Genomic DNA, 24,276 nt, shown 5'->3' on the forward strand with positions numbered 1-24,276 from the left:
TGACGACTAAAATCGTCGCGCTTGTGGATGCGCTCGGCAATCTGATCCGTTTCCTATTATTGCCCGGGCAGGCACATGACACAAAAGGCGTCGCGCCACTGATCCGTAACGTTCCCTTCGGGGCTCTTCTGGCAGAAAAAGCGTTTGACGCGAACTGGCTCCTGGAAGAACTGGATGCACGTGGGGCAAGCGCCGTGATCCCACCGAAATCAAACCGAAAGCAACAGCGTAACTACGACGCAGACGCTTACAAGTGGCGCCATATGGTTGAAAACTACTTCGCAAAGATCAAGGAATTCCGAGGCATAGCAACACGCTATGACAAGACCGATTGCAGCTACACCGCCAATTGGAACCTAGCTGCAGCCCTGATTGCTTCAAGATGAATGTCCACGGGCCCTAGGCGCAGTCCAAACGACTAGACCAAGTCTTCGTCCATATAACAGATTTATGGCATGGTTGGCTCACCGGCAAAGGTGAAGACTTCAATCATGTCGTGTATGATAGTGACAGCCCAGCTTTCACCGGACGTGTTCCATCAGCGTGTCGACAAATATTGATGCAGGCTGAGAGAGCGCTTGTGAGGCCGGAAGAACCAGCTTCAGTTCGCAAGGAATACTCGGGCTGAAAGGCCGGATTTCTATGTCCAGATTCGAATAGGCATCAGCTGTCAGGAAATCCATAACCGAAACACCCATCCCATGTGCAACAAGGCTGCAGATAGGACCGGTATAGGTAGAGTCCATAATCACATTGGGTTCGATGTCAGCTTCGTTGAAAGCCTGAAGCAATCTTTTACGCATCAGGCTGCTTTCGGAAATCAAAAGCAAAGGAACCTTTTCAAGGTTTTGCGGCGTAACCGTATCAAGCTTGCTTAAGGGATGACCCTTGGGCATGACGCACACCAAACTGGTTTCGGGTAATGCTTTTATAACAACACCGTGAACGTCCAGCGGAAGCAATGCCAGTCCGACATCGCATCTTCCCTTTTCGATGTGCTCGATGATTTCGGGGGAAGACCCGCTACGCAAATTGATGACCACATCCGGACAGCGTGAATGGAAGAACTTTATAACTTCGGGAAGAAAGAAATAGGAATGACCTACGACTGAGGCGATCCTGAGGCGACGACGTCTTGAGGAACCAAGATCGGTTGCGAATTTGACCATCTGTTCAAGTTCGGCATAGCAACGCTCGACCTCTGTATGCAGGGCAATCGCGTCTTTTGTCGGTTCGATCCGGCCTGCGTGGCGGATGAACAATTGCAGCGAATACTCTTCCTCCAGCTCGCGGATAAGGCGGCTGATGGCGGGCTGGGTCACGCCCAGAAGTTCACCGGCCTGGGTCATATTGCCCGTCTGGATGACTGCCCGGAAGGCTTCTATTTGTCTAAGATTAAAGCGTAACATCGTTCCTAAATCCCATAATATTTTGTAATAGGGTAATGCAATTATAGCATTTGCATTATGCCTATCGAGGCAGCAAGCTCTAGAAAATTCCGATACGAGTTGTCACAGGATATCGTGACAGTCTCTGATTAGTCCATCGCGGGGAGGCGAGGGGGCTACGTCGAACAGGGCGTCGGATTCATGTCAGGGAGGGGATACCAGATGAAATTCGGCTCGATAGCTCTTGGCGCGGCACTTGTATTGTCGACATCCATGCCGCTGATGGCAGGCAAAGCCGATGATACACTGAATTGGGCGACCGATAAAGAAGTTGCCGTCGTTGATCCCTTTTTCAGCGTGACGCGTGAAATGGTCATTATGGGCCATATGGGGTGGGACGGTCTGGTCCTGTTCAACAATGAAACCGGCGAATTCGACCCGTTGCTGGCCACCGACTGGGAATGGAAAAGCAATACCGTCATCGAATTTGATCTGCGCGATGATGTTGTCTTCCACGATGGCACAACATTCGACGCTGATGACGTGGTCTATACCATCAATTTTCTGGCTGATGCTTCGAACGGTGTACCTGCCCAATCGGTTGTGAACTGGATGAAAGGGGCCACGAAGCTGGGTCAGTACAAAGTCCGGCTGGAACTAAAAGAGCCTTTCGCGAACGCCTTCGCCTATCTGGCAAATGAAATCATGATCATGCCCGACGGCTTTTACGATGATGCACCCGTCGGACCTGACGGAACACGTGATCTATCTGCCGTGACGCCGACCGGGACGGGGCCCTATAAGGTCGCCGACATCAAGAACGGTGATTATGTCCATTGGGACAAGAATGACGATTATTTTGCGGGTGGACCCAAGGGAACGCCTGAAATCGGTCATATCAATTTTCGTGCAATCAAGGAATCCAACACCCAGCTTGCCGAGCTGATGACCGGCGGGCTGGATTGGGCATGGGACGTTCCCAAGGAACAGGCCGAGCGGCTTGAACAGACGGGGCGCGTCACGGTTTTCAACGAAAAAACCCTACGCATTGCCTATCTGACCTTCGACGTAAGCGGAACCTCGGGCGAGCCGTTCTTTACCGATCAAAAAGTAAGGCAGGCGTTCGGATATGCCATCAATCGCGACGCGATTGCCGACCAGCTTGTCGGGCGTCCGGCCGAGGTGATTCATTCGGCTTGCCATCCCGACCAGTTTGCCTGCACGCAGGATGTGACAAAATACGATTACGATCCCGAAAAGGCGAAGGCTTTGCTTGCCGAGGCGGGATATCCTGACGGCTTCGAATTCGACTTCTATGGCTATCGTCAACGCGAGGTGGCCGAAGCCATTATCGGTGACCTGTCGGCAGTCGGGATCAAGGCGAAGCTCAACTGGCTTCAGTACAGCTCTTTGCTGGAACGGATACAGGATGGACGGGCACCCGTCAGCTTTATGACATGGGGGTCCAGTTCGATCGCCGATGTCGCGGCGATTACCAGCCATTTCTTTATGGGCGGGCCGGATGATCCTGCAAAAGATCCCAGAACTGCCGAAGCACTGGCGCGTGGCGATACCTCTATCGACCCCGAAGTGCGCAAGGAGGCCTATGCCGAGGCCTTGGGTATCATCGCCAATGAGGCCTATTGGCTGCCCTTGTTTTCCTATGCCAAATACTATGCCTTTTCCAACGATCTGGAATTCACACCTACACCGGATGAAATCCCGCGCCTTTATTCCGCGACGTGGAAGTAGATTAACGGGCCATCGCGACCGGATCTTCCGGACCCAGGCACCGGAAGATCCTTTCATCCTTCAAGACCCCAAACGCGTGAGGCTGACAGATGTTGGCATTTCTTTCGAAACGGGTGGCCCTTGCCCTTTTGGTCGCCCTAACAGTTTCCATGATCACCTTCTCTATGAACTACCTGTCGGGTGATCCTGCCATCGCGATGGCAGGTGAAAACGCGACCCAGGCGGATCTTGACGCCATTCGGGAATTCTATGGCTATGACCGCCCGATACCGGTCCAATACGTCGATTGGCTGAAAAATGCGCTGCATGGTGATCTTGGCCAGTCACATTACCTGAACCAGCCTGTGACTGACGAAATTCTTGCGCGTCTGCCTGCAACGATGACCTTGGGCATTTGCGCGCTGTTTTTCGCATTGGCATTGTCCATCCCGCTGGGGGTTCTGGCAGCCATTCGACCCAACAGCTGGCTTGATCGCTGTGCATTGACCATCGCGGTGGTGGGGCAGGCAATGCCAAGCTTCTGGTTCGCGCTGACTATGATGCTGTGGTTCGGGATCAACTGGGGCCTATTGCCAGTATCGGGAACAAGCACCTGGGCGCATTTTGTCATGCCCTCGATTGCCCTTGGCTACTATATTACCCCAGGCATCATGCGGTTGACACGTGCGGGTATGCTGGACGTTCTACGTTCGGATTATATCAGGACGGCACGGGCGAAGGGGGTCAGCAAGTTTTCCCTGCTTTTCAAGCACGCCTTGCGGAATGCAATCATTCCTGTCGTTTCGCTGGCCGCGGTGCAATTCGGTTTCATGCTGGGTGGTTCCATCGTGATCGAGACGATCTTTGCCATCAATGGCCTTGGCTTCCTGGCTTGGGAATCGATCCAGCGCGCCGACCTGCCGATGATGCAGGCCATCGTTCTTGTACTCAGCTTTTTCTACATCGCGCTGACATTCTTTGCCGACGTGCTGAACGCCTGGTTGGACCCGCGGATAAGGATGGGATGATATGACCATTTCAAACGACGACAACCTTCCCACTATGGAACATGAGAATGTTCTGTCACCCTTCCGGCTGATGCTGACACAAGTCCGGACGCATCGGGGACTGTTCTTCGGCGGCATCACGATCCTGATTATCATCGTGATCGCCTTGCTGGCCCCATGGATTGCCCCCCATGATCCATATGAGCAAGTGCTGTCGCAAAAACTGATCCCGCCGGTCTGGTTCGACAGCCCGTCTGTCACTTGGGACCATATTCTGGGGACTGACCATCTGGGGCGTGATTACCTATCACGGCTTATCTATGGTGCGCGGATCTCGCTGATGATCGGCTTTTCGGCCATGCTGATTTCCGGGGTGATCGGGACGGTTCTGGGTGTCTGTGCAGGCTATTTCGGCGGCCGTGTCGATATGGTGATCAGCTTTATCATCACCACCAGACTGTCGATGCCCGTGGTTCTGGTTGCGCTGGCGGTGGTGACAATTATCGGTTCTTCACTGTCGGTTGTGATCTGGGTCATCGGCCTTCTGATCTGGGACCGCTTTGCGGTTGTGATGCGCAGTGCCACTCAGCAGGTCCGCGCACTGGATTTTGTCACCTCGGCGCAATCGCTTGGAAGTTCGACACCGCGAATTTTGTTCGCAGAAATCCTTCCCAATATCTCCAATCATATCATCGTGATCGCAACGCTCGAAATGGCGCATGCCATCCTGCTGGAGGCCGCCCTGTCCTTTCTAGGCTTGGGTGTGCAACCGCCAACGCCCAGTTGGGGTCTGATGATCTCTGACGCCAAGGGGCTGATGTTCTTTGACAGTTGGTTGATCGCAGTACCGGGGATCGCGCTTTTTATTCTGGTCCTTGCCATCAATCTGGTCGGCGACGGCCTGCGCGATGTCACTGCACCCGAGGATCGCAACTGATGCGGTCGGGAAAATTCACCTTCGCAAGATCGGCATGCATATGACGGATACAAACCAGCCCATTCTTTCGATACGCAACCTGACGGTCGCTTTGCCAATGAAGATAGAGCGCGCGAATGCCGTGGAAAACCTGTCATTCGACGTTAGGCCCCGCGAAATCCTGTGTGTTGTCGGTGAATCCGGATCGGGTAAGTCGATAACCTCGCTTGCGACGATGGGGCTTTTGTCACCCAGCCTGAAAGTCACTGGCGGAGAAATCCTGTTCGATGGACGCAATGTCCTGGATCTTGACCAGAACGCCCATAACGCGCTGCGTGGCGACCGGATGGTGATGATCTTTCAGGAACCTATGACCGCCCTGAACCCGGCCTATACCGTGGGCCATCAGATCGAAGAGGTCTTTCGGGTTCACCGGTCGCTTGATGCTTCCGAACGACGCAAGCGGACCCTGACCTTGCTAGAGGAGGTCCGCCTGCCTGACCCCGAACGGCTTTTCGGATCCTATCCTCACGAACTTTCGGGCGGTCAGCGCCAGCGGATCATGATCGCTATGGCGTTGGCACTCGACCCGAAACTTCTGATCGCGGATGAACCGACGACCGCTTTGGATGTGACAACGCAAGCGCAGATTTTACGCCTGCTGAAACAGCTGAATTCAAAGCATGACGCAGGCATCATGTTCATCACCCACGACTTCAGTGTTGTTGCAGAAATCGCGGACCGTGTCGTCGTGATGCGTCAGGGGCAGATCGTCGAACAAGGAACTGCCGATCAGGTCCTGAACCATCCGCAACATCCCTATACGCGGTCCTTGATCGACGCCGTGCCGCGGCCGACCGAAGATGCACAGATTGCTGCAAGCGAAAAGCCTGTGGTGATACAGGTGGACAACCTGCAAAAGACCTTCCAGACCTCGGCGGGCATGTTCAAGAAAACACGGACTGTCGCAGCCGTGCGTGATGTGTCTTTCCAGGTCCGCCGCGGCGAGACTTTGGGAATTGTCGGTGAATCTGGATCGGGCAAGACGACATTGGTGCGTTGCCTGATGCGGCTGATCGATTCCGACAGCGGCAGTATCAATATTTCAGGCGTTGATTTCACCGGCAAAACCGCACGCGAATTACGAAAGCACCGCAAGGACATCCAGATCGTTTTCCAAGACCCTTACGGATCGCTTAATCCGCGCCGTACGATCGGCAGCCAGCTTATTCAGGGTGCTGTGAACTTCGGTGTTTCGCGCAAGGAAGCATGGCGGCGGGTCTATGAGCTGCTGGAGATCGTCCGGATGCCGAAATATTCGGTGCATCGTTATCCAAGCCAGTTTTCCGGTGGCCAGCGCCAACGCCTTTGCATCGCCCGCGCATTGGTGGTCAACCCGAAGGTCCTGATCGCGGATGAGGCTGTATCGGCACTGGACGTGTCGATCCAACGCGAAGTCCTGAAACTGATCAACGATATCCGCGATCGCCTTGGGTTGACTGTGATTTTCATTACGCATGATCTTCGCGTGGCAGCGCAGGTCTGTGACGAAGTGCTGGTGATGCAACACGGCGCAGTGGTCGAACGTGGAACCGTCGGTCGCATCTTCAATGCGCCACAGCACGAATACACCCGCGCATTGATTGCGGCCCAGCCCGGTCAGGGATGGGTCATTCCCGAGATGGCCGAATTTTCGCCGAAAGTCGGGCCGCTCGCAACGGCTGTGGGGCAGTAAGCATGCAGCAATATGATTTCATCATCATCGGTGCGGGATCAACCGGATGCGTGTTGGCCAACCGTTTGTCAGCCAAGCCGAACCTTCAGGTTCTGTTGCTTGAAGCCGGTCCGAAAGATCGCAATCCGTGGATCCATATCCCGATTGGATATTACCGGACCATGGGCGATACCAGCATCAACTGGGGATATCAGACCGATGCGGTGCCGCAATCGGGCGGGCGCAGCTTTGATTGGCCGCGTGGCAAGGTGTTGGGCGGATGCAGCTCGATCAACGGGTTGGTCTATGCCCGCGGGCAGGCCGAGGACTTTGACTATTGGCGTCAGCTAGGCAACACCGGTTGGAGTTTTGACGACGTTCTGCCCTATTTCCGCCGCGCGGAAGGGGCAACCATAGATGGTCTGGACGAGGATTATCACGGGCGTGACGGACCTTTGGGCATCAGCCGCGCCAGCCAGAATCCGCTTTGCGATGCCTATATCCAGGCGGCGGAACAGGCCGGCATTCCGGCAAACAGCGACTACAACGGACGACAGCAGGAAGGTGCAGGATATTTTCAGGTGACGACGCGGAATGGCTGGCGCAGCAGTGCGGCAACCGCCTATCTGCGGCCCGCCCGCAAACGACCCAACCTGCATATCCAGACCGGCACGATGGTGCGCCGTCTGGTCATCGAAGGAACCAAAGTCGTCGGCGTCGAAGTGGAACGCAATGGCCGGATCGACGTGCTGCGCGCCGGACGCGAGGTTCTGTTGTCTGCAGGTGCGATCAATTCGCCTAAAATCCTGCAACTGTCGGGCATCGGCGACGCACAGCATCTGCGCCAGCTTGGTATCGATGTTGCACATGACCTGCCCGCCGTCGGAGAGAACCTGCAAGACCATTACACTTGCCGCAGCACATATCGGTGCAGCCAGCCGGTCACTGTCAACGACGAGGTCCGCAACTGGCGCGGTAAGGCGGCGGTGGGCCTGCGCTGGCTAAAGGATCGCGGCGGGCCGATGTCGCTTAGCGCAGGTCAGGTGGGTGTCTTTGCCAAAACGCGCCCTGATGTCATGACGCCTGATGTGCAGTTCCACTTCATGCGCTACAGCGCCCAGAAGCGCGGTCGGGTTCTGGACCCCTATTCGGGGTTTACCGTCACTGTCTGCCAGCTGCGTCCCGAAAGCCGTGGCCACGTCAGGATCGCCTCAGCGGACCACCGGCTGCCTCCGTCAATCCAGCCGAACTATCTGGACAGCAGCACGGACAGGGACACGATGGTTGCCGGGGTAAGGCTGGTCCGGAAGGTTGCTGGCCAGAATGCCCTTGCAGATTACATCAGCGACGAAATCCTGCCTGGTGCCGATGTCACAAGTGATGATCAGTTGCTGGCATATGTGCGGGCAAACGGATCTTCGATTTTCCATCCCAGTTCCACCTGCCGGATGGGCACGGATGTCGGCGCTGTGGTCGACCCGCGGTTGCGGGTGCACGGTTTGACCGGCCTACGCGTTGCCGATGCCTCTATCATGCCGACGCTGGTGTCGGCCAATACCAATGCCGCCTGTATCATGATCGGTGAAAAAGCCGCCGATATGATCCTTCAGGATATCTCCTGATATGACCGGAAACCCAGCCTGGAAGCCAAATTTATGAAGATCAAGGATATCAAGACCTTTGTCGTCGGCAATAAGTCAATCCATCGGGGTGGCCCATATTGGGTCTTTGTCAAGGTCACGACAGAATGCGGTATCGTCGGCTATGGCGAAATCTACGGGGTGGCTTTCCACCCCAAGGCGCTGACCGCGATGATTGATGATCTGTTCGAACGGCACTTCATCGGGGCCGATCCGTTCAAGATCGAACGCCACTTCCGTCTTGTCTATTCCGCGGGGTTCTCTCAGCGTCCCGACCCTACCGTGATGGGTATTTTCAGCGGGATCGAGATCGCGCTTTGGGACATCATCGGCAAGGCGCTGGACAAGCCGGTTTACGAATTGCTTGGCGGGCAGGTGCACCAGCGGCTGCGCAGCTATACCTATCTGAACGCCGCGCCGGACGCTGTGTCGAACGAAAAGGTCTATAACGATCCCGATGCCGCAGCCGAGCGCGCATTGGAATATATCGCGCAGGGCTTTACCGCCCTCAAGTTCGATCCCGCGCGCCCTTATACGTCGTTCGACCCGCGGCAACTTTCCATGGAAACGCTGGATTTTGCCGATCGCTATACCGCACGGGTCCGCGAGGCTGTTGGCACGAAATGCGATATCCTGATCGGCACGCACGGCGAAATGACGCCCTCGGGCGCGATCCGTTTGGCAAGACGGCTGGAGGCGCATGATCCGTTATGGTTCGAAGAACCGACGCCGCCGGATAATATTGCCGGCATGGCGCGCGTTGCGGCTGGAACCAAGATCCCCGTCGCCACGGGTGAACGGCTTACCACAAAGTATGAGTTTGCCGATCTGCTGCGCAATGATGCCGCGTCGATCCTGCAGATGAATCTGGGTCGCGTCGGTGGTCTGCTGGAGGCGAAAAAAGTCGCCGCGATGGGCGAGGCGTTCCATGCCCAGATCGCTCCGCATCTGTTCTGCGGCCCGATTGTCGGTGCGGCCAATATCCAGCTGTCGGCGTGCAGCCCGAACTTTCTGATCATGGAGGGGATCGAGCAATGGGGCGGGTTCCAGGCTGAAATCCTGAAGACCCCGATCCGGTGGGAGGATGGATATGTCATTCCGTCGACCGCCCCCGGAATCGGTGTCGAACTTGATGAGGAAGCGGCTGAGGCCAATCCCTATCACGGCGAACGCTTGCAGCTGCGGATGCAGGAAACGCCCGCATGACAGATACTGAGGGAGAGAGAAGCATGAGAAATCCGTTTTCGCTGGACGGCAAGGTTGCGATCGTGACGGGTGGCAGCAAGGGCATCGGACTTTCCATCGCCCATCATCTGGCCGCTATGGGCGCGAAAGTGGCGATTGCCAGCCGGAAGATCGAGGCATGCGAAGCGGCGGTCAAGGAAATCACCGCGGCTGGCGGCACGGCGATGGCAGTCGAGTGTAATATATCGCGCAGGGAGGAGTGCGAGGCGCTGGTGACGAAAACGCATGACGCGTGGGGGCGGATCGACATCTTTGTTGCCAATGCGGCGGTGAATCCGGTCTATGGCCCGCTGTCCAGCTTGACGGATGAGGCTTTCAACAAAGTCATGACCTCGAACGTGCATAGCGCGATCTGGTTTGCCAATGCGGCCATGCCTCATATGGCGGACGCGGGCGGCGGTGCGTTTATCATTGTATCGTCGATCGGCGGGTTGCGCGGTTCGGCGACTTTGGGCGCCTATGGTATTTCCAAGACTGCCGATGTGGGCGTGACCCGTTCGCTGGCCGTGGAATGGGGTCCGAAAAAAATCACGGTCAATTGCATCATGCCGGGTCTGGTCAAGACCGAATTCGCCCGCGCGCTTTGGGAAAATGACACCCTGCGCGACGACCGGATTGCCCGCACGCCCGTCCGGCGTTTGGGCGAACCCGAGGATATCGGCGGGGTCGCCACATTCCTGGCCGGTCCCGCCGCCCGCTTTATTACCGGAGAGGTGATCGTCGTAGACGGGGGAACAACCATCGTCGGCCCGTAACCGGCATCCCCTGACCTAACCCCAATATGCTGCAGGATTTTGTCACGGCCGATTCAAGGCTGCGGATGCCTGTTGCCTGAATTCGGCCCGAGTGGCGCAAATAACGGAGTGATTACAGTGGATTTCGATCTAAGCCCGAAGGTCAAAGACCTATGTGACCGGCTAAACGCTTTCATGGAAGAACATATCTACCCCAATCAGGGTCTCTATCAGCAGCAGTTGCAAGAGATGGGCTATGGCATCGAACATTGGCAGAATTGGGGCGCGGTTCCGATTATCGAGGAACTGAAACCCAAAGCGCGTGAGGCCGGATTGTGGAACCTGTTTCTACCTGACAGCGGTTCCGGTGGCGGTCTTAGCAATCTGGAATATGCCAGCCTGTGCGAGATTATGGGCCGTGCCCTCTGGTCCGCCGAGGTGTTCAACTGTTCCGCGCCCGATACCGGTAATATCGAAACGCTGGAACGCTTTGGCACAGAGGAACAGAAACGGCGCTGGATGGACCCGCTGCTTGCGGGTGAGATCCGGTCGTGTTTCGCAATGACCGAACCGGCGGTTGCATCGTCGGATGCGCGCAACATCGGATCGACGATTATCCGTGACGGTGACGAATACGTCATCAACGGTCGCAAATGGTGGTCCTCGGGGTCGGGCGATTCACGCTGTAAGCTGTTCATCTTTATGGGCAAGACGGATCCGACCGGTACGGATGCCTATCGCCAGCAGTCGATGATCCTTGTTCCCCGCGATACGCCCGGTATCACCATCAAGCGTATGCTGCCGGTCTTCGGCTTTTCCGATGCCCCACATGGCCACGGCGAGATTATCTTCGACAACGTCCGCGTTCCGGCCGACAGCATCCTTCTGGGTGAAGGTCGCGGGTTTGAAATTGCCCAAGGCCGTCTTGGACCGGGACGTATCCACCATTGCATGCGTTTGATCGGCCAGGCCGAAGTCGCGCTGGAAAAAATGTGCCAACGCGCATTGCAACGTGAACCTTTCGGCAAACCGCTTTCCGATCAGGGCGTCACCAGAGAACGTATCGCACAATCGCGCATCCTGATTGATCAGGCGCGGCTGTTGGTGCTGAACGCTGCCGATAAAATGGACAAGGTCGGCAACCGCGAGGCCCGCAAGGAAATCGGAATGATCAAGGTCGCCGCCCCGAATATGGCCTGTCAGGTGATTGACTGGGCAATTCAGGCGCATGGCGGCGGCGGCGTTTCGAACGATTTCGGCCTTTCCTATGCATATTCCCGCGCACGCGCCATTCGGCTGGCCGATGGCCCCGATGAAGTCCACCGCGACCAGATCGCGCGGATGGAACTGCGCAAATACAAAACCCAGTAGGAGCATCGCTATGTCTGCACCCACCAAAATCGGATTTGTCGGACTTGGCCAGATGGGCGAGCCGATGGCATCGTTCATCGCAAAAGGCGATACCCCGCTGGTCTGTTATGACTGTATGCCCGGCCACGCACCTTCGGGTGCTATCGAGGCTGCCGACCTTTCAGAGGTTGTCGCCCAATCGGATACGATCTTTCTGTCCTTGCCGGATGGAAAGATCGTCAACGCTGTCGCCGCGGAAATTGCGGCAATGGAAGATGTCGCCGGCAAGGTGATCATCGACATGTCAACGATCGGCCCTGCAGCTGCCAAAGAGGCGGCAGCCGCACTTGCCGCTGCTGGCATGACATTCATTGACGCGCCGGTCAGTGGCGGTCGGCAAGGCGCGTTGAAAGCGGCAATCACCATTATCTGGGCTGGCCCGAAGGCCCAGATGGAACGCCATCGGCATATCATCGATCTGTTCTGTGCAAATGCCTTTCACGTCGGTGATCAGGCGGGGCAGGGGCAGGCGGTCAAACTGCTGAACAATTTCCTTTCGGCAACCGCGATGGCCGCCTCGTCCGAGGCCGTCCTGTTCGGCTTGGCACATGGGGTCGAAATGAAAACGATCCTTGATGTCGTGAAAGTCTCGACCGGCAACAATACGGCGATCGAAGATAAATTTCCCCGCCGTATCCTGACTGGAACCTATGACGCGGGCTTTTTCGCCGAGCTGCTGAACAAGGATGTCCGCCTTTACAACCAGTTCGTCCAAGAGGCCGGCACGTCGAACCAGATGGGCACACGGGTCGCCGAAATCTGGCAGCAGGTCGAGGACGCGCTGCCCCCGCAATCCGATTTCACTCGCGTCTTCGAGGTTCTGGAAAAAAGGACCGGATCATGAGCTTCGAGAGACCATATGAAGGGCTGAAGGTTGTTGATCTGTCGCAGGGGCTGGCTGGCCCCTATTGCGGGATGCTGATGGCCCAGCAGGGTGCGGATGTCATCAAGATCGAGCCTCAGGGCGGGGATTGGGCGCGGCTGATCGGCGGTGTTTATGGTGATCACACCGCCTATTCCATCGTGGCGAATATGGGCAAGCGCGCGCTTGCTGTGAACTTGAAGGCGGCCCCCAGCGGCAAGATTGTCGACACTCTGATCGCCGATGCTGACGTCTTTATCGAAGGCTATCGCCCCGGTGTGGCCGAACGCTTGGGCTATGGTTGGGACCGTTTGCATGCCTTGAATCCGGGTCTGATCTATATTTCGGTGTCCGGTTTCGGCCAGTGCGGACCAATGCGCGACCGTCCTGCGATGGATCCGATGCTTCAGGCGTTCAGCGGGTTTGTTGCCGAAAACACCGGAACGGATGGCACACCGCATCACACCCCCGTCAGCTATTTCGATATGTCGACCGGCCTTTATGCGCAACAAGCCCTTGCCGCCGCGCTTTACGCACGACGCGATGGCGCAGAAGGTCGCAAGATCGAGGTCAGCCTTCTTGAGGCTGCGGCCAGCATTCAGGCGGTGCGGTTGCTTAGTGGGTTCCGAAGCGGACCACGCCGTGCCTCGACCGCGCCTTCCGGGACGTTCAAGACCAGTGATGGCCATATCCAGATCAATATCGTCCGGGATCGAGAGTTCGAGACCCTCTGTGAATTGCTGAAACTGGACGATCTTTGGCAGAACCTGTCGTATCGCACCATTGCAGGCCGATTGGAACATATCGACGAACTGAACGACCATCTGCGCCGTATCACCATGCGCTGGAAGGCCGCCGAGCTGTCAGAGCTGCTAAGCAGTGCAGGTTTGCAGAACGAGGTCGTGCAAACATATCGTGATCTTGTGAACCATCCACAAGCCGAGGCGGTGGGTGTGTTTTCATGGCTGCAACAGGCGGGTGCGAATGATCCCTGGCCGGTGCCGAATATTCCCGGCATGCCCGCGTTCACGCCGGACGACAGGCTGGCCCGATCGCCGATGGTTGGCCAGCACACGCGCCAGATCCTTGGCGAACTTGGCTATGCCCCTGACCAAATCGACGCATTTTATGCGCAGGGCGTTGTTGCCTGATCTGCTTTCACGCCCATTATACAAGGAATTATACCGATGGACGATCAACTTTTTGAACTTGGCCTGAAACAGCGCAAGGCGGTTGTCGGTGCGGAATATGTCGAAAAAAACCTTGCCGCCGCAGATGATTTTTCGCGTCCGTTCCAAGAGGCGATGACCGCATGGTGCTGGGGCTTTGGTTGGGGGGACGACACGATCGACCATAAGACACGGTCGATGCTGAATCTTGTGATGCTGGCTGCGCTTGGCAAGATGCATGAATGGGAAATCCACTGTAACGGCGCGATCAACAATGGCGTCACCAAAGAGGAAATCCGCTCGATTATCCACATCATCGGTATCTATTGTGGCGTCCCGCAATCGCTGGAGTGTTTCCGCCATGCCCGCAAGGTGCTGGAAGAACGCGGGTTGCTGGATGCCCCCGCAAAGTGATCCGGAACCAATGCAGGAGGAGGGCGACGTGACGACACTGGATAAGCATTACATCGACGGGGTTTGGACAGCGGGGCAGGGTGGCAGCACCTTCCCTATCATGAATCCCGCAACTGAACGACAGATCGGCACGGTCGCCTTGGGCACTTCGGCTGACGTTGATCACGCCGTAACCGCAGCCGGTCGTGCCTTTGCCAGCTTTTCGCGCACATCGAAGGCGGAACGGCTGGGATATCTGCATGCGCTGCAGCAGGCCCTTGCTGATCGCACCGAGGATATGGCGCAGGCAATCAGTCAGGAGATGGGTGCGCCGATTACCCTGTCCCGCAATGCGCAGGCCGGCTGTGGTCCGCGCCATACAGGCGCCTTTATCGCGGCATTAGAGGCGTTAGAGGAAGAATATCTTCTACCGAACGGCGATATGATCCGCAAAGAACCAATTGGCGTTTGCGGGCTGATCACACCATGGAACTGGCCTATCAACCAGATCGCGCAAAAGGTTCTGCCTGCCTTGGCTGTAGGTGCGACATGCGTGCTTAAACCTTCCGAACATACACCGCTGTCGGCTGCAATTTTTGCTGAATGTGTGCATGCAGCGGGTTATCCAGCAGGCGTCTTCAATCTGGTCTTTGGCGATGGTGCAGGGGTTGGCAGTGCGATGTCACAGCACCCCGATATTGCGATGATGTCTTTTACCGGATCGACCCGCGCGGGCGCTATGGTGTCACGCGACAGCGCCGAAAGCGTCAAACGCGTGGCTTTGGAACTGGGTGGTAAATCTGCCAATCTGGTCTTTGCCGATTGCGATCTGGACAGCTGCGTGCCGGCATCGGTCCAACGGTGCTTTCTGAACACCGGGCAGGGCTGCAATGCCCCCACAAGGATGCTGGTCGAGCGGAGTTGCTACGACGAGGTGCTGCAGTTGGTGGAAACCGCTGCCGGAAAGCAGACCGTGGATGATCCCGCGAAAGAGGGGCCGCATATCGGTCCCCTGTTCGACAAGATGCAGTTCGACCGTGTTCAGAAAATGATCCAGATTGGACTGGACGAAGGTGCACGCCTTTTGTCGGGCGGTCTTGGCCGACCCGATGGTGTGACGACCGGCTGGTTCGCCAAACCGACGGTTTTTGCCGATGTCACCAATGATATGCGCATTGCCCGCGAAGAAATATTCGGGCCGGTTCTGTCCATCATTCCCTTCGACACCGAAGAAGATGCCATCCGGATTGCCAATGACAACGACTATGGTCTTGCCGCTTATGTACAGACCGGCAGCGCGGAACGGGCGCGTCGGGTGACTGCGCAATTGCGCGCGGGCGTCGTGGCCATCAACGGGCAGGGGGCAGCCTCCGGTTCACCTTTCGGCGGCTACAAGCAATCGGGCAACGGGCGTGAAGGCGGTACCTTCGGGCTGGAGGAATACCTTGAGGTCAAGGTGATGCCTTCAATTGACGCGATGATCAGCGCGGGTCGCTTTACTGCGCCATGATTGTCGGGGGAAAGGAAGCACAGGATGCTTGATGCCTATATCTATGACGGATTGCGCAGCCCGTTCGGACGGTTCGGCGGCGCCCTTGCGGATATACGCCCCGATGATCTGATGGCACAGATCATCGGGGCGCTGATGGCGCGTTGCGATTGGTCAGCCACACAGGTTGAGGATGTCGTGCTGGGCAATGTCTGCCAATCGGGCGAAGACAGCCGCAATGTGGCACGCTTTGCGGCGCTGCTTGCGGGCATCCCCGAAGGGGCCGGCGCACAAACGGTCAACCGGTTGTGCGGGTCCAGTATGTCGGCGGCGCTGGATGTGGCAAGGGCCGCGTCCCTAGGCGACGGCGCGCTGTTTGTGGCGGGCGGTGTCGAAAGTATGAGCCGTGCGCCATTCGTATTGGCCAAATCGGAAAGCGCATGGTCGCGACAGCGCGCAATCCATGACTCGACCGCCGGAAAGCCGTTTCCGAACCCGCGTTTCCAGACGCAGTTCGGGGACGACAGCATGCCACAAACGGCAGACAATCTTGCGGCCGAATTCAACATCAGCCGCGATGCCTGCGATCGCTATGCCCATGCCAGCCAGCAGAATTATGAAAGCGCACGCGTGGCCGGATTTTTCGCGGATGAAATAGCGCCTGTATCTGTTAGCGGGCACAAAGGCGCAATTACGGTCGTCGCGCATGACGAACATCCGCGTCCTGATACCACATTGAAAAAAATGGCCACGTTACGCACGGTTGCAGCGGGTGGGGTTGTTACCGCGGCGAATGCCTCGGGCATCAATGATGGTGCGGCGGCGTTGATGATTGGTCAGTCCGGGCTTGGGCCCACGCCCCGCGCGCGCATTATTGCTGGCGCGGTCTCGGGCATTGCACCGCGTGTTATGGGGCTTGGTCCGGCGCTGGCTATTCCCAAGGCGCTTGACCGTGCCGGTCTGGCCTTGTCGCAGATGGACGTAATCGAGATCAATGAAGCCTTTGCCGCCCAAGTGCTGGCCTGTTGCAACAGCCTTGGGCTGGCAGCAGATGATCCGCGGCTGAACCCCAATGGCGGTGCGATCGCCATGGGACATCCGCTTGGTGCCTCGGGGGCGCGACTTATCCTGACGGGACTTCGCCAGTTGGAAGCGACAGGGGGCCGATATGCCTGCCTGTCGATGTGCATCGGCTTTGGCCAGGGGATTGCCATGATCATCGAACGGCTGGATTGAACGGGAGAGAGTGAGATGAAAGACCTGACCACAGAAATCGTCCGGACCGAAGTTCAGGATGGTATTGGACTGATCTGTCTTGCCAAACCGCCGGTCAACGCGCTTGGCGTTCTGCTTCGCAAAGCCATTTACGATGCCTATCGCAGGTTGGCGGATGATCCTGCCGTCCGGATCATCGTTCTTTATGGTGACGGACGGCTGTTCTCGGCGGGTGCAGATATCAAGGATCTTGCGAAATCCGATATCGAACCGACATTGCCTCAGGTTCTAGGCGCGTTGCACGACAGCGAAAAGCCGGTGATTGCCGCGCTACATGGCGCGGCCTTCGGAGGTGCACTTGAGTTGGCACTTGCGGCCCATCTGCGCGTCGGCGTGCAAGGTCTGCGGATTGCCCTGCCGGAAGTCAGGCTTGGTGTGTTGCCCGGTGCGGGTGGCACGCAACGTCTGCCGCGCCTGACCGGATGTGCCGCGGCAATAGATATCATCTGTTCAGGACGCGAGGTCGAGGCGAAAGAGGCACTGGCTTTGGGGATCATTGACAGGTTGACCGATGGTCCGCCACGTGATGCGGGACTGGCAATGGCCAAGGATGTATTGACAGGAAAACTGGTGCCGCGCCAAACCGATAAGCTGTCGGTCGCTTTCCAGCCTGAAGTTTTTGCAGCAGCGCAAAAGCGGTTATCTGGCAAACGGCCTGCGCTTCTTGCACCGGTAAAAGCACTGGAAGCAATTGCCGCATCATCCCTGCCGATCACAGATGGCCTGACGAAAGAGCGGAAGTTGTTCAAGGACCTGATGCAAAGCGAAGAACGCGCAGGTTTGGTCCACGCCTTTTTCGCGGAACGCGCCACTGGCAAAATGCCCGAAGCTGCGGCGATGCCGCGCCAGATCAATTCCGTTGCGGTCATCGGTGGCGGCACAATGGGTGTCGGTATCGCCACGACGTTTCTGATTGCAGGATACCACGTCCATTTAATCGAGGCACAGAGTGCACGCGTACCTTCGGCCCGCAAGGCTGTGGAACAGAACCTGAATGGCGCGCTTAAACGGGGAAAACTTGACCCAGATACGCATCAAACTGCTTTTGAAAGGTTCACTTGCACCGATACGCTGGATGCAGTCGCAAATGCCGATCTGGTCATCGAGGCGATCTTCGAGGACATCGCAGCCAAAACCGACCTGTTTGCGAAACTTGATGTCATATGTAAGCCGGGTGCAATTCTGGCGACCAATACCTCCTATCTTGATGTGAACCTGATCGCTGCGGCAACGTCGCGACCCGCAGATGTGATCGGCCTGCATTTCTTTTCCCCCGCCCACATCATGCGCCTGTTAGAGGTCGTAGTTGCCGATGCAACCGCGCCGGATTGTGTCGCGACGGCTTTTCTTTTGGCGCGAAAGCTTGGGAAGGTTCCAGTGCGGGCAACGGTCTGCGACGGTTTCATCGGCAACCGTATCCTGACCAGATATCGACGCGCCGCCGATTACCTTTTGCTTGATGGGGCCAGCTTCGAAGATATCGACCGGGCACTGGAAGATTTCGGCTTTGCGATGGGGCCTTTTGCCGTCTCGGACCTGGCGGGACTGGATATTGCCAAAGCCACGCGCGACCGCAAAGCGGCAGACCGCCCGCCGGAAGAACGATATTCAAGGATCGCCGATCTGATCTGTGAAAGCGGTTGGTACGGGCGGAAATCATGCCGCGGATATTATGTCTACGATGGCGACGAACCGCGACAGGTCAATCCTGATGTCACTGCCATCGTCGACAACGAAAGGCGGGCCATCGGGTCTGAACCGCGACAGTTTACAAACGAAGACATCGTTGACCGTTGCCTGACGGCAATGATCGCGGAAGCCGTATCCGTCCTGCAAGAGGGTATCGCCCTTGGTCCCGTTGATATCGATGCGGTCGAACTCTTTGGATATGGCTTTCCCCGCCATCGCGGTGGTCCGATGTTTCAGGCTGATCGGATCGGCCCAGCTACCCTGATCGCACGGATCGAAGCATACGCGCATGAGGATCCCCAGTTCTGGCAGGTGCCGCAACTGCTGCGCGATATAGCGCGTGAAGGTCATAGCTTTGCCACATTGAATGAACAGCGCATCGCAATGTTCGAGAAAGGAAATAAAACATGAGCGAAAACGGCGGTCCTCCTCTGGTCGATGTCAGTGCCGCGCTTAGTTTTGACGAGCGTGCGTTGAAAATTTATTTGCAAGATAAGCTTCCGGATTTTGAAGGCGACCTTACGGTTCGCCAGTTCAATGCGGGACAAAGCAATCCGACTTATCAGCTGGCAATCGGTCAGCGAAAATACGTCCTGCGGAAAAAGCCCCCCGGTACGTTGTTGCCATCCGCACATGCCGTCGATCGCGAGTTTCGTGTGATGGATGCGTTAAGGGATACTCCTGTTCCCGTTCCGCGAATGCTGCATCTTAGTCAGGATCCATCCGTTATCGGCAGCGATTTTTATGTCATGGAAATGGTCGAGGGCCGTGTCTTCCACGATCCTAGTCTGCCTGATCAGACGCCCGATGAACGCAGGGCGTTCTATCACAGCTTTATCAAAGCACTTGCAGATCTTCACGCAGTCAATCCCGAAGCGATTGGCCTGGCAGATTTCGGACGACCCACGGGCTTTCTGTCCAGACAGGTCCAGCGTTGGAGCAAGCAGTACGTCGCGACTGAAACCGAAACGATCGCCGCGATGGACAAACTGATGGAGTGGCTTCCTGCCAATTTACCCGACGATGACGAGGCGTCGATCGTGCATGGTGATTACCGGCCGGGCAATGCAATTGTAGGAGCGAAATCCCCAGAGGTTCTGGCGTTACTGGACTGGGAACTATGCACCCTTGGCCACCCCTTGGCCGACCTTGGCTATATGTGCGCGAACTATCACGCGGAGAGTTTGCCGACAGGCCGCTTCAAAGGTCTTGATTTCAAAGCCCTCGGCATTCCGACAGAGCAAGAGTTTCTGGACCTTTACTGTCACTATTCGGGACGTAAGAAAATCACCAACCATCTGTTTTTCGTGGTATTTTCATTTTTCCGAAGCGCCGCAATCATACAGGGCGTCTATAAGCGCGGACTGGCAGGAAATGCGTCGTCACATCGTGCACTTGAGCTGGGGCATCTGGCACGTGTTAGGGCCGAGAATGCGTGGAATATTGTTGATAGGTATATGTAGTATCATGTTCTTCAATATCGTTCGGCTTTTTGAAAATTGCACGGCTTATAGGTCAAGATTTTCGGACATTAGCGCTGGAGTATGGCGGCGTGTTGCTAGGTCATGTTGACAAATGGCAGATACAGAGACGGATTGATGTGTTATCTAGGGCCCGTGGACAATCATACTTCCCATAGGTTTTGATTTCTGATTCAAATCTCCTAAACGGAGGTTGGGATGAACGAGCAGCGCTTTGTGGTGACGGATCGTGTGTGGCGGCGGCTTGAGCCGCATTTGCCGGGAAAAGCCAGCGACGCGGGGGCTACGGCAAATGATAACCGTCTGTTTCTGGAAGCGGTGTTCTGGCGCGTTCGCACCGGGTCTCCATGGCGCGATCTGCCGCCCGCCTTCGGCAACTGGAACAGCCAGTTCCGCCGCTTCCGCAGATGGGCGAAAGCAGGGGTTTTCGAGAGCCTTTTCATAGCCATGAGTGGTGACCCCGACCTTGACTATGCCCTCATCGACGGCACCATCGTTCAGGTTGACCAAAAGGCAACCGGCGCAAAAGGGGGACTCAGGCTCAGGCCATCGGACGCTCGCGTGGCGGTCTGACGACTAAAATCGTCGCGCTTGTGGATGCGCTCGGCAATCTAATCCGTTTCCTATTATTGCCTGGGCAGGCACATGACACAAAAGGCGTCGCGCCTCTGATCCGTAACGTTCCCTTCGGGGCTCTTCTGGCAGACAAAGCGTTTGACGCGAACTGGCTCCTGGAAGAACTGGATGCACGTGGGGCAAGCGCCGTGATCCCACCGAAATCAAACCGAAATCAAACCGAAAGCAACAAGCGCAACTACGACGCAGACGCTTACAAGTGGCGCCATATGGTTGAAAACTACTTCGCAAAGATCAAGGAATTCCGAGGTATAGCAACACGCTATGACAAGACCGATTGCAGCTACACTGCCAATTGGAACCTCGCCGCAGCCCTGATTGCTTCAAGATGAATGTCCACGGGCCCTAGGAGTTGTTCCAGAAAACGATCCGCTGAATCATTTTCCCACAGGACGGTCTTGAGCGTCCGAAACCCTGGCGCGAAGCCCCCCTTTAGCGCCCGCAGGCTGATGGTATCCGCGAATCACGGTGCTACCAACCATTTGAAAAGCATCTGGCGCAGCCCTGCTCTCGTTCAGGGCATCCATGATCTACTCCCAGAAACCTGCCAGTGTCAGCGCCGGAACTGTCGGGAAACACTGGACCACTTGCCAAATTCCTCCGGCAGATCGCGCCATGGCGAGCCAGTTCTGGCAATCCAGAAAACCCCATCAAGAACAAGGCGACGATTGGTTGGTTTGCGTCCGTTCGGTGCGCGGACAGTGCGAATGATATGTTCAAAGAACATCCATTCCTCGTCCCGCATGAGGTTTCGTACCAAGCTGGCTTCCTCTGCAGATACCAGCTTTAAACACATTTATTCCTAGACGTGAATCCTTTTTGCTAACAGATACTAAGCTGGACTGATTTTCGTCGAGTATCTGTGTTTGTAAAATGGTCTGGAACTAAACACGTCAAAGGTACGATGAAGGCCTTTGTTGCTCGCGGTGGCGCAGTTCGTTTGAGAGGGGTGTTGATGCGGACAACACATCTGAGCAGTGCCTGCTAAACCTCATCGATGCCGTCGATAACGGCGGTCAAACCCATGCTATCCCGCGATCAATCCAGATCAACAGCGATCCGTGTTGTTTCAAGCTTCTACTGTCAGCCGACCAGTGCGTGGTCTTATACTTCCTGGGGGCCTGAACGATCATACCATGCAATTATCATGCAAATTTGCGAAATGCCCCCCCCAATGGCTTTTGTGCAACAAAGCCTTAACGAAACCTCTTCCATATTCATATAACTCGAATGAGGCTAACGCATGTTCTGAATAAACGAACATGCAATATAGAATTTCGATATAGGTTTATTTGGGCGACGCTGCAGCGAAATATCGATCTATGCATTTCGACACATGCGCATTGATCATTTCAACCGGATTGCATGGTGCCGATCCGAATTCGAAAGCTCCGAAATATTGTGAAATGATCGGAGCAGGAAGATCGGCATGTGACAGGTTTTCAAGCATAAGCTGCAACGCTTCGGCGATTTGAGGATCGCCCCAGTAGTAGCGGATCCGGTCGCTATAGCTATAGATCTTCTGGAACTCGACCTCATTGGGGGTGCCGCTGTAATAGTCAGCCCAATAGCCGTCTTTTTCATTCATCCGGCGTTCGATAATCGCGCGGATGTCCGAGGGGCTTTCTGGTGCAATCGCGTCCTCGACATGTGACAGGGCATAAACGGCTTCACGAAACCGGAATGTCAGTTCTGGGCCAACCTTAAGAAAGAAGAAATGTCCCGCAACCAGCTGTTGAAGCGCTTTGGTGGGTTGGTAATCGGTGGAATGGGCCTCGAAGGTCATGCCGGGTTCTGTCAGGATCGACTGGCACAGCGTTTGTGCCGCGCCCGCGTCGAATGGATAAACGCGACTATGACCAAAATCGACCCCAGGCTGGGTGACGACAGAGACGATGCGGTCCCATGCCGTGTGCAAGCCGCGGGCTGTGAAAGCATCGCGATGCGTTGAAATCGTATCCTTGAAGCGACTTACCGAGGTTACGTCAAGAGCTTCGGGTTCCTCCGTCTCACCGCCGGGAACCGGGACTTCGGTTCCAATAATGTAGATCAGTTTGCCGGGGTCTGGCGCATGTTTTTCGGCAATTTCACACAAATCGGCAGCCCGTTCTGCAATAAGTTCAAAGCTTGGGCTTGCTTCGCCGCCAAGGGCCATGCTGGCGTCAAGATGGATTTTCGTGAAGCCTGCGGATACGTAATCCTTCACCAGAACGCGGGCTTTTTCCATTGCGAGCGCTGCGGGCTCTTTGCGCCAGGGATTAGGGCCAAGGTGGTCACCACCTAGAATAAGCTGGCTTTGAGGCACGCCGAATTCTGCGGCCATATCGGCAATCCACGCCATGAAATCGGCAGGCCGCATGCCGGTATAGCCGCCGTCCTGATTGACCTGATTGCAGGTTGCTTCGATCACAGTCAAATGACCAGAGGTTTTCGCCGATTTAAGGATCGCGCGCAGGACATGTTCATTTGCCGTACAAAAACACGGAAGGCCAACTGTCTCGCCATCACGGTTGCGGGAAATCAGGTCCTGTACAACGCTCATGCGACTGTCTCCGGTTTGGCTTGTTCAAGAAAATCGGCAATTTCGGCGGGCGATGAATTGCCCTCCATCGGACCACGACGGGTTACGGCAATGGCACCGGCTGCATTCGCCTGAATGCCGGCGGTTTCAAGTGAGGCCCCTTGAGCAAGGAGCGATACGAATGTTCCGCAAAAGCAGTCGCCCGCACCGGTCGGGTCGATTTCGTCAACTGGATGACCGGCAAGGTCATAACGTTCATCACCGCTTACCACAGTGATGCCGTCCGCACCGCGTTTGATCACAAGAATCTTGGCATTTTCTGCAAATAGTCTTTCAACGGCGGCATCTTCGTCCACGTCGGGAAACAGAAACCCGAGATCGCTTGTACTGGGCATCAGGCAATAGGCACGTTCTATAACCTCCGCCAGCGCAGTACGCACAACATCGTCGTCCATCAGGGCCGGACGCGCATTAGGATCACAGATGATCTTGCCACCCGCATTATCGACCTGATGCACAAGGTCCATGATCACATCGCGCATCTTCGCATTGCCAAGCGATGCGGCGGACACGTGAAGCCAGGCGTTGGCGGGATCAAACAATTCCGCTGGGGCTGTAAAGTGATCCGCTGCATTTCCTGTCATATGATGGATGAAGTCACGATTGCCGTCGCTGTAATAAGAGACAAAGGCCACTCCGGTTGGCATGCCGTCGTTCACCGTCACCCCGGACGTGCCAACACCATTCGCCTCTAGCCGGTCAAGGACGCAGCGACCGAAGCCGTCATTGCCCACACCGCCGATCATCACAGTTGCCGCGCCCATTCGTGCGGCCTGATCCAGAAAAATTGCCGGTGCCCCGCTGGGATATGGGCCTGAATATTCACCAACCCGTGCCAAGCCACAGTTCTGACGATGGGACACGAACTCGACCAAAATCTCGCCCGCTGTAACAATGACCGGATTATTTGACATGA

At 56.2% G+C, this 24,276-nt stretch carries 19 protein-coding genes and 2 pseudogenes; 17 read left to right on the forward strand and 4 right to left on the reverse strand.

All coding sequences use genetic code 11. From position 1 onward, the window contains the following. Positions 1-386 (forward strand): IS5 family transposase (locus tag DWB67_RS10740; protein ID WP_119807549.1); only part of this gene is annotated, 386 nt, incomplete at its 5' end. A gap of 135 nt (positions 387-521) precedes the next feature. Here the strand turns inward: DWB67_RS10740 and DWB67_RS10745 are convergent. Beyond that, positions 522-1,409, reverse strand: a complete 888-nt coding sequence (locus tag DWB67_RS10745) for a LysR family transcriptional regulator (protein WP_119807550.1) — start codon at positions 1,407-1,409, stop codon at positions 522-524. Positions 1,410-1,610: 201 nt separating this feature from the next. On the opposite strand from DWB67_RS10745, the gene DWB67_RS10750 reads away from it, so the two are divergent. From DWB67_RS10750 to DWB67_RS10825, 16 genes and pseudogenes are all read left to right on the forward strand, one after another. Further along, positions 1,611-3,140 (forward strand): ABC transporter substrate-binding protein, encoded by a 1,530-nt coding sequence (locus tag DWB67_RS10750; protein ID WP_119807551.1) that lies wholly within the window; start codon positions 1,611-1,613, stop codon positions 3,138-3,140. A gap of 89 nt (positions 3,141-3,229) precedes the next feature. Then, the gene (locus tag DWB67_RS10755) at positions 3,230-4,147 is read left to right on the forward strand and encodes an ABC transporter permease (protein WP_119807552.1); all 918 of its coding nucleotides are present in this window, start codon (positions 3,230-3,232) and stop codon (positions 4,145-4,147) included. 1 nt (position 4,148) lies between these two features. Continuing rightward, complete coding sequence (locus tag DWB67_RS10760) at positions 4,149-5,063, forward strand: ABC transporter permease (protein ID WP_119807553.1); 915 nt, start codon at positions 4,149-4,151, stop codon at positions 5,061-5,063. Positions 5,064-5,103: 40 nt separating this feature from the next. Then, a complete protein-coding gene (locus tag DWB67_RS10765) occupies positions 5,104-6,777 on the forward strand; it encodes an ABC transporter ATP-binding protein (RefSeq protein ID WP_119807667.1) in 1,674 nt (557 codons plus the stop codon). 2 nt (positions 6,778-6,779) lie between these two features. Further along, positions 6,780-8,378, forward strand: coding sequence for a GMC family oxidoreductase (locus DWB67_RS10770; RefSeq protein ID WP_182911554.1), 1,599 nt, complete (start codon positions 6,780-6,782; stop codon positions 8,376-8,378). 33 nt (positions 8,379-8,411) lie between these two features. Then, positions 8,412-9,602, forward strand: coding sequence for a mandelate racemase/muconate lactonizing enzyme family protein (locus DWB67_RS10775; RefSeq protein ID WP_119807555.1), 1,191 nt, complete (start codon positions 8,412-8,414; stop codon positions 9,600-9,602). Positions 9,603-9,625: 23 nt separating this feature from the next. After that, entirely contained in the window at positions 9,626-10,396 is a 771-nt protein-coding gene (locus DWB67_RS10780) for an SDR family NAD(P)-dependent oxidoreductase (RefSeq protein ID WP_119807556.1), read from the forward strand. Positions 10,397-10,570: 174 nt separating this feature from the next. Then, a complete protein-coding gene (locus tag DWB67_RS10785) occupies positions 10,571-11,746 on the forward strand; it encodes an acyl-CoA dehydrogenase family protein (protein WP_370453585.1) in 1,176 nt (391 codons plus the stop codon). Positions 11,747-11,756: 10 nt separating this feature from the next. Next, positions 11,757-12,629 carry an NAD(P)-dependent oxidoreductase gene (locus DWB67_RS10790; protein WP_182911555.1) on the forward strand — a complete coding sequence of 291 codons (873 nt, stop codon included), beginning with the start codon at positions 11,757-11,759 and terminating at the stop codon, positions 12,627-12,629. Then, complete coding sequence (locus DWB67_RS10795; RefSeq protein ID WP_119807559.1) at positions 12,626-13,798, forward strand: CaiB/BaiF CoA-transferase family protein; 1,173 nt, start codon at positions 12,626-12,628, stop codon at positions 13,796-13,798. Before DWB67_RS10790 ends, DWB67_RS10795 begins: the two co-directional genes overlap by 4 nt. Positions 13,799-13,834: 36 nt before the next feature. Continuing rightward, positions 13,835-14,230, forward strand: coding sequence for a carboxymuconolactone decarboxylase family protein (locus DWB67_RS10800; protein ID WP_119807560.1), 396 nt, complete (start codon positions 13,835-13,837; stop codon positions 14,228-14,230). Between the two features lie 28 nt (positions 14,231-14,258). After that, on the forward strand, positions 14,259-15,719 hold the full coding sequence (locus tag DWB67_RS10805) for an aldehyde dehydrogenase family protein (protein WP_255418642.1): 1,461 nt from the start codon (positions 14,259-14,261) through the stop codon (positions 15,717-15,719). Between the two features lie 24 nt (positions 15,720-15,743). Further along, a complete protein-coding gene (locus DWB67_RS10810; protein ID WP_119807561.1) occupies positions 15,744-16,934 on the forward strand; it encodes an acetyl-CoA C-acyltransferase in 1,191 nt (396 codons plus the stop codon). 15 nt (positions 16,935-16,949) lie between these two features. Further along, a complete protein-coding gene (locus DWB67_RS10815; protein ID WP_119807562.1) occupies positions 16,950-19,073 on the forward strand; it encodes a 3-hydroxyacyl-CoA dehydrogenase NAD-binding domain-containing protein in 2,124 nt (707 codons plus the stop codon). Further along, entirely contained in the window at positions 19,070-20,125 is a 1,056-nt protein-coding gene (locus DWB67_RS10820; RefSeq protein WP_119807563.1) for a phosphotransferase family protein, read from the forward strand. Before DWB67_RS10815 ends, DWB67_RS10820 begins: the two co-directional genes overlap by 4 nt. Before the next feature lie 216 nt (positions 20,126-20,341). Continuing rightward, a pseudogene (locus tag DWB67_RS10825) lies at positions 20,342-21,111 on the forward strand (IS5 family transposase). 64 nt (positions 21,112-21,175) lie between these two features. Here DWB67_RS10825 and DWB67_RS10830 read toward each other — a convergent pair. The 3 genes and pseudogenes from DWB67_RS10830 to DWB67_RS10840 form a co-directional block, all read right to left on the reverse strand. Next, positions 21,176-21,575: pseudogene (locus tag DWB67_RS10830) on the reverse strand (transposase); the annotation flags it as partial. Between the two features lie 492 nt (positions 21,576-22,067). Next, a complete protein-coding gene (locus DWB67_RS10835; RefSeq protein WP_119807565.1) occupies positions 22,068-23,321 on the reverse strand; it encodes a class II D-tagatose-bisphosphate aldolase, non-catalytic subunit in 1,254 nt (417 codons plus the stop codon). Next, positions 23,318-24,274: a carbohydrate kinase family protein gene (locus DWB67_RS10840; RefSeq protein ID WP_182911556.1), complete on the reverse strand. Its 957-nt coding sequence runs from the start codon at positions 24,272-24,274 to the stop codon at positions 23,318-23,320. The genes DWB67_RS10835 and DWB67_RS10840 overlap by 4 nt, the downstream gene beginning before the upstream one ends. Between the last annotated feature and the right edge of the window lie 2 nt (positions 24,275-24,276).

The sequence above is a fragment of the Paracoccus sp. JM45 genome (assembly GCF_003590715.1).
Taxonomy (GTDB): Bacteria; Pseudomonadota; Alphaproteobacteria; order Rhodobacterales; family Rhodobacteraceae; genus Paracoccus.

Coding starts and splice junctions, on each gene's coding strand:
- DWB67_RS10810 (WP_119807561.1), top strand. CDS start 15,744: ATGCTTGATGCCTATATCTATGACGGATTGCGCAGCCCGTTCGGACGG.
- DWB67_RS10795 (WP_119807559.1), top strand. CDS start 12,626: ATGAGCTTCGAGAGACCATATGAAGGGCTGAAGGTTGTTGATCTGTCG.
- DWB67_RS10785 (WP_370453585.1), top strand. CDS start 10,571: ATGGAAGAACATATCTACCCCAATCAGGGTCTCTATCAGCAGCAGTTG.
- DWB67_RS10835 (WP_119807565.1), bottom strand. CDS start 23,321: ATGAGCGTTGTACAGGACCTGATTTCCCGCAACCGTGATGGCGAGACA.
- DWB67_RS10820 (WP_119807563.1), top strand. CDS start 19,070: ATGAGCGAAAACGGCGGTCCTCCTCTGGTCGATGTCAGTGCCGCGCTT.
- DWB67_RS10780 (WP_119807556.1), top strand. CDS start 9,626: ATGAGAAATCCGTTTTCGCTGGACGGCAAGGTTGCGATCGTGACGGGT.
- DWB67_RS10840 (WP_182911556.1), bottom strand. CDS start 24,274: ATGTCAAATAATCCGGTCATTGTTACAGCGGGCGAGATTTTGGTCGAG.
- DWB67_RS10775 (WP_119807555.1), top strand. CDS start 8,412: ATGAAGATCAAGGATATCAAGACCTTTGTCGTCGGCAATAAGTCAATC.
- DWB67_RS10770 (WP_182911554.1), top strand. CDS start 6,780: ATGCAGCAATATGATTTCATCATCATCGGTGCGGGATCAACCGGATGC.
- DWB67_RS10760 (WP_119807553.1), top strand. CDS start 4,149: ATGACCATTTCAAACGACGACAACCTTCCCACTATGGAACATGAGAAT.
- DWB67_RS10750 (WP_119807551.1), top strand. CDS start 1,611: ATGAAATTCGGCTCGATAGCTCTTGGCGCGGCACTTGTATTGTCGACA.
- DWB67_RS10800 (WP_119807560.1), top strand. CDS start 13,835: ATGGACGATCAACTTTTTGAACTTGGCCTGAAACAGCGCAAGGCGGTT.
- DWB67_RS10745 (WP_119807550.1), bottom strand. CDS start 1,409: ATGTTACGCTTTAATCTTAGACAAATAGAAGCCTTCCGGGCAGTCATC.
- DWB67_RS10765 (WP_119807667.1), top strand. CDS start 5,104: ATGACGGATACAAACCAGCCCATTCTTTCGATACGCAACCTGACGGTC.
- DWB67_RS10815 (WP_119807562.1), top strand. CDS start 16,950: ATGAAAGACCTGACCACAGAAATCGTCCGGACCGAAGTTCAGGATGGT.
- DWB67_RS10790 (WP_182911555.1), top strand. CDS start 11,757: ATGTCTGCACCCACCAAAATCGGATTTGTCGGACTTGGCCAGATGGGC.
- DWB67_RS10755 (WP_119807552.1), top strand. CDS start 3,230: ATGTTGGCATTTCTTTCGAAACGGGTGGCCCTTGCCCTTTTGGTCGCC.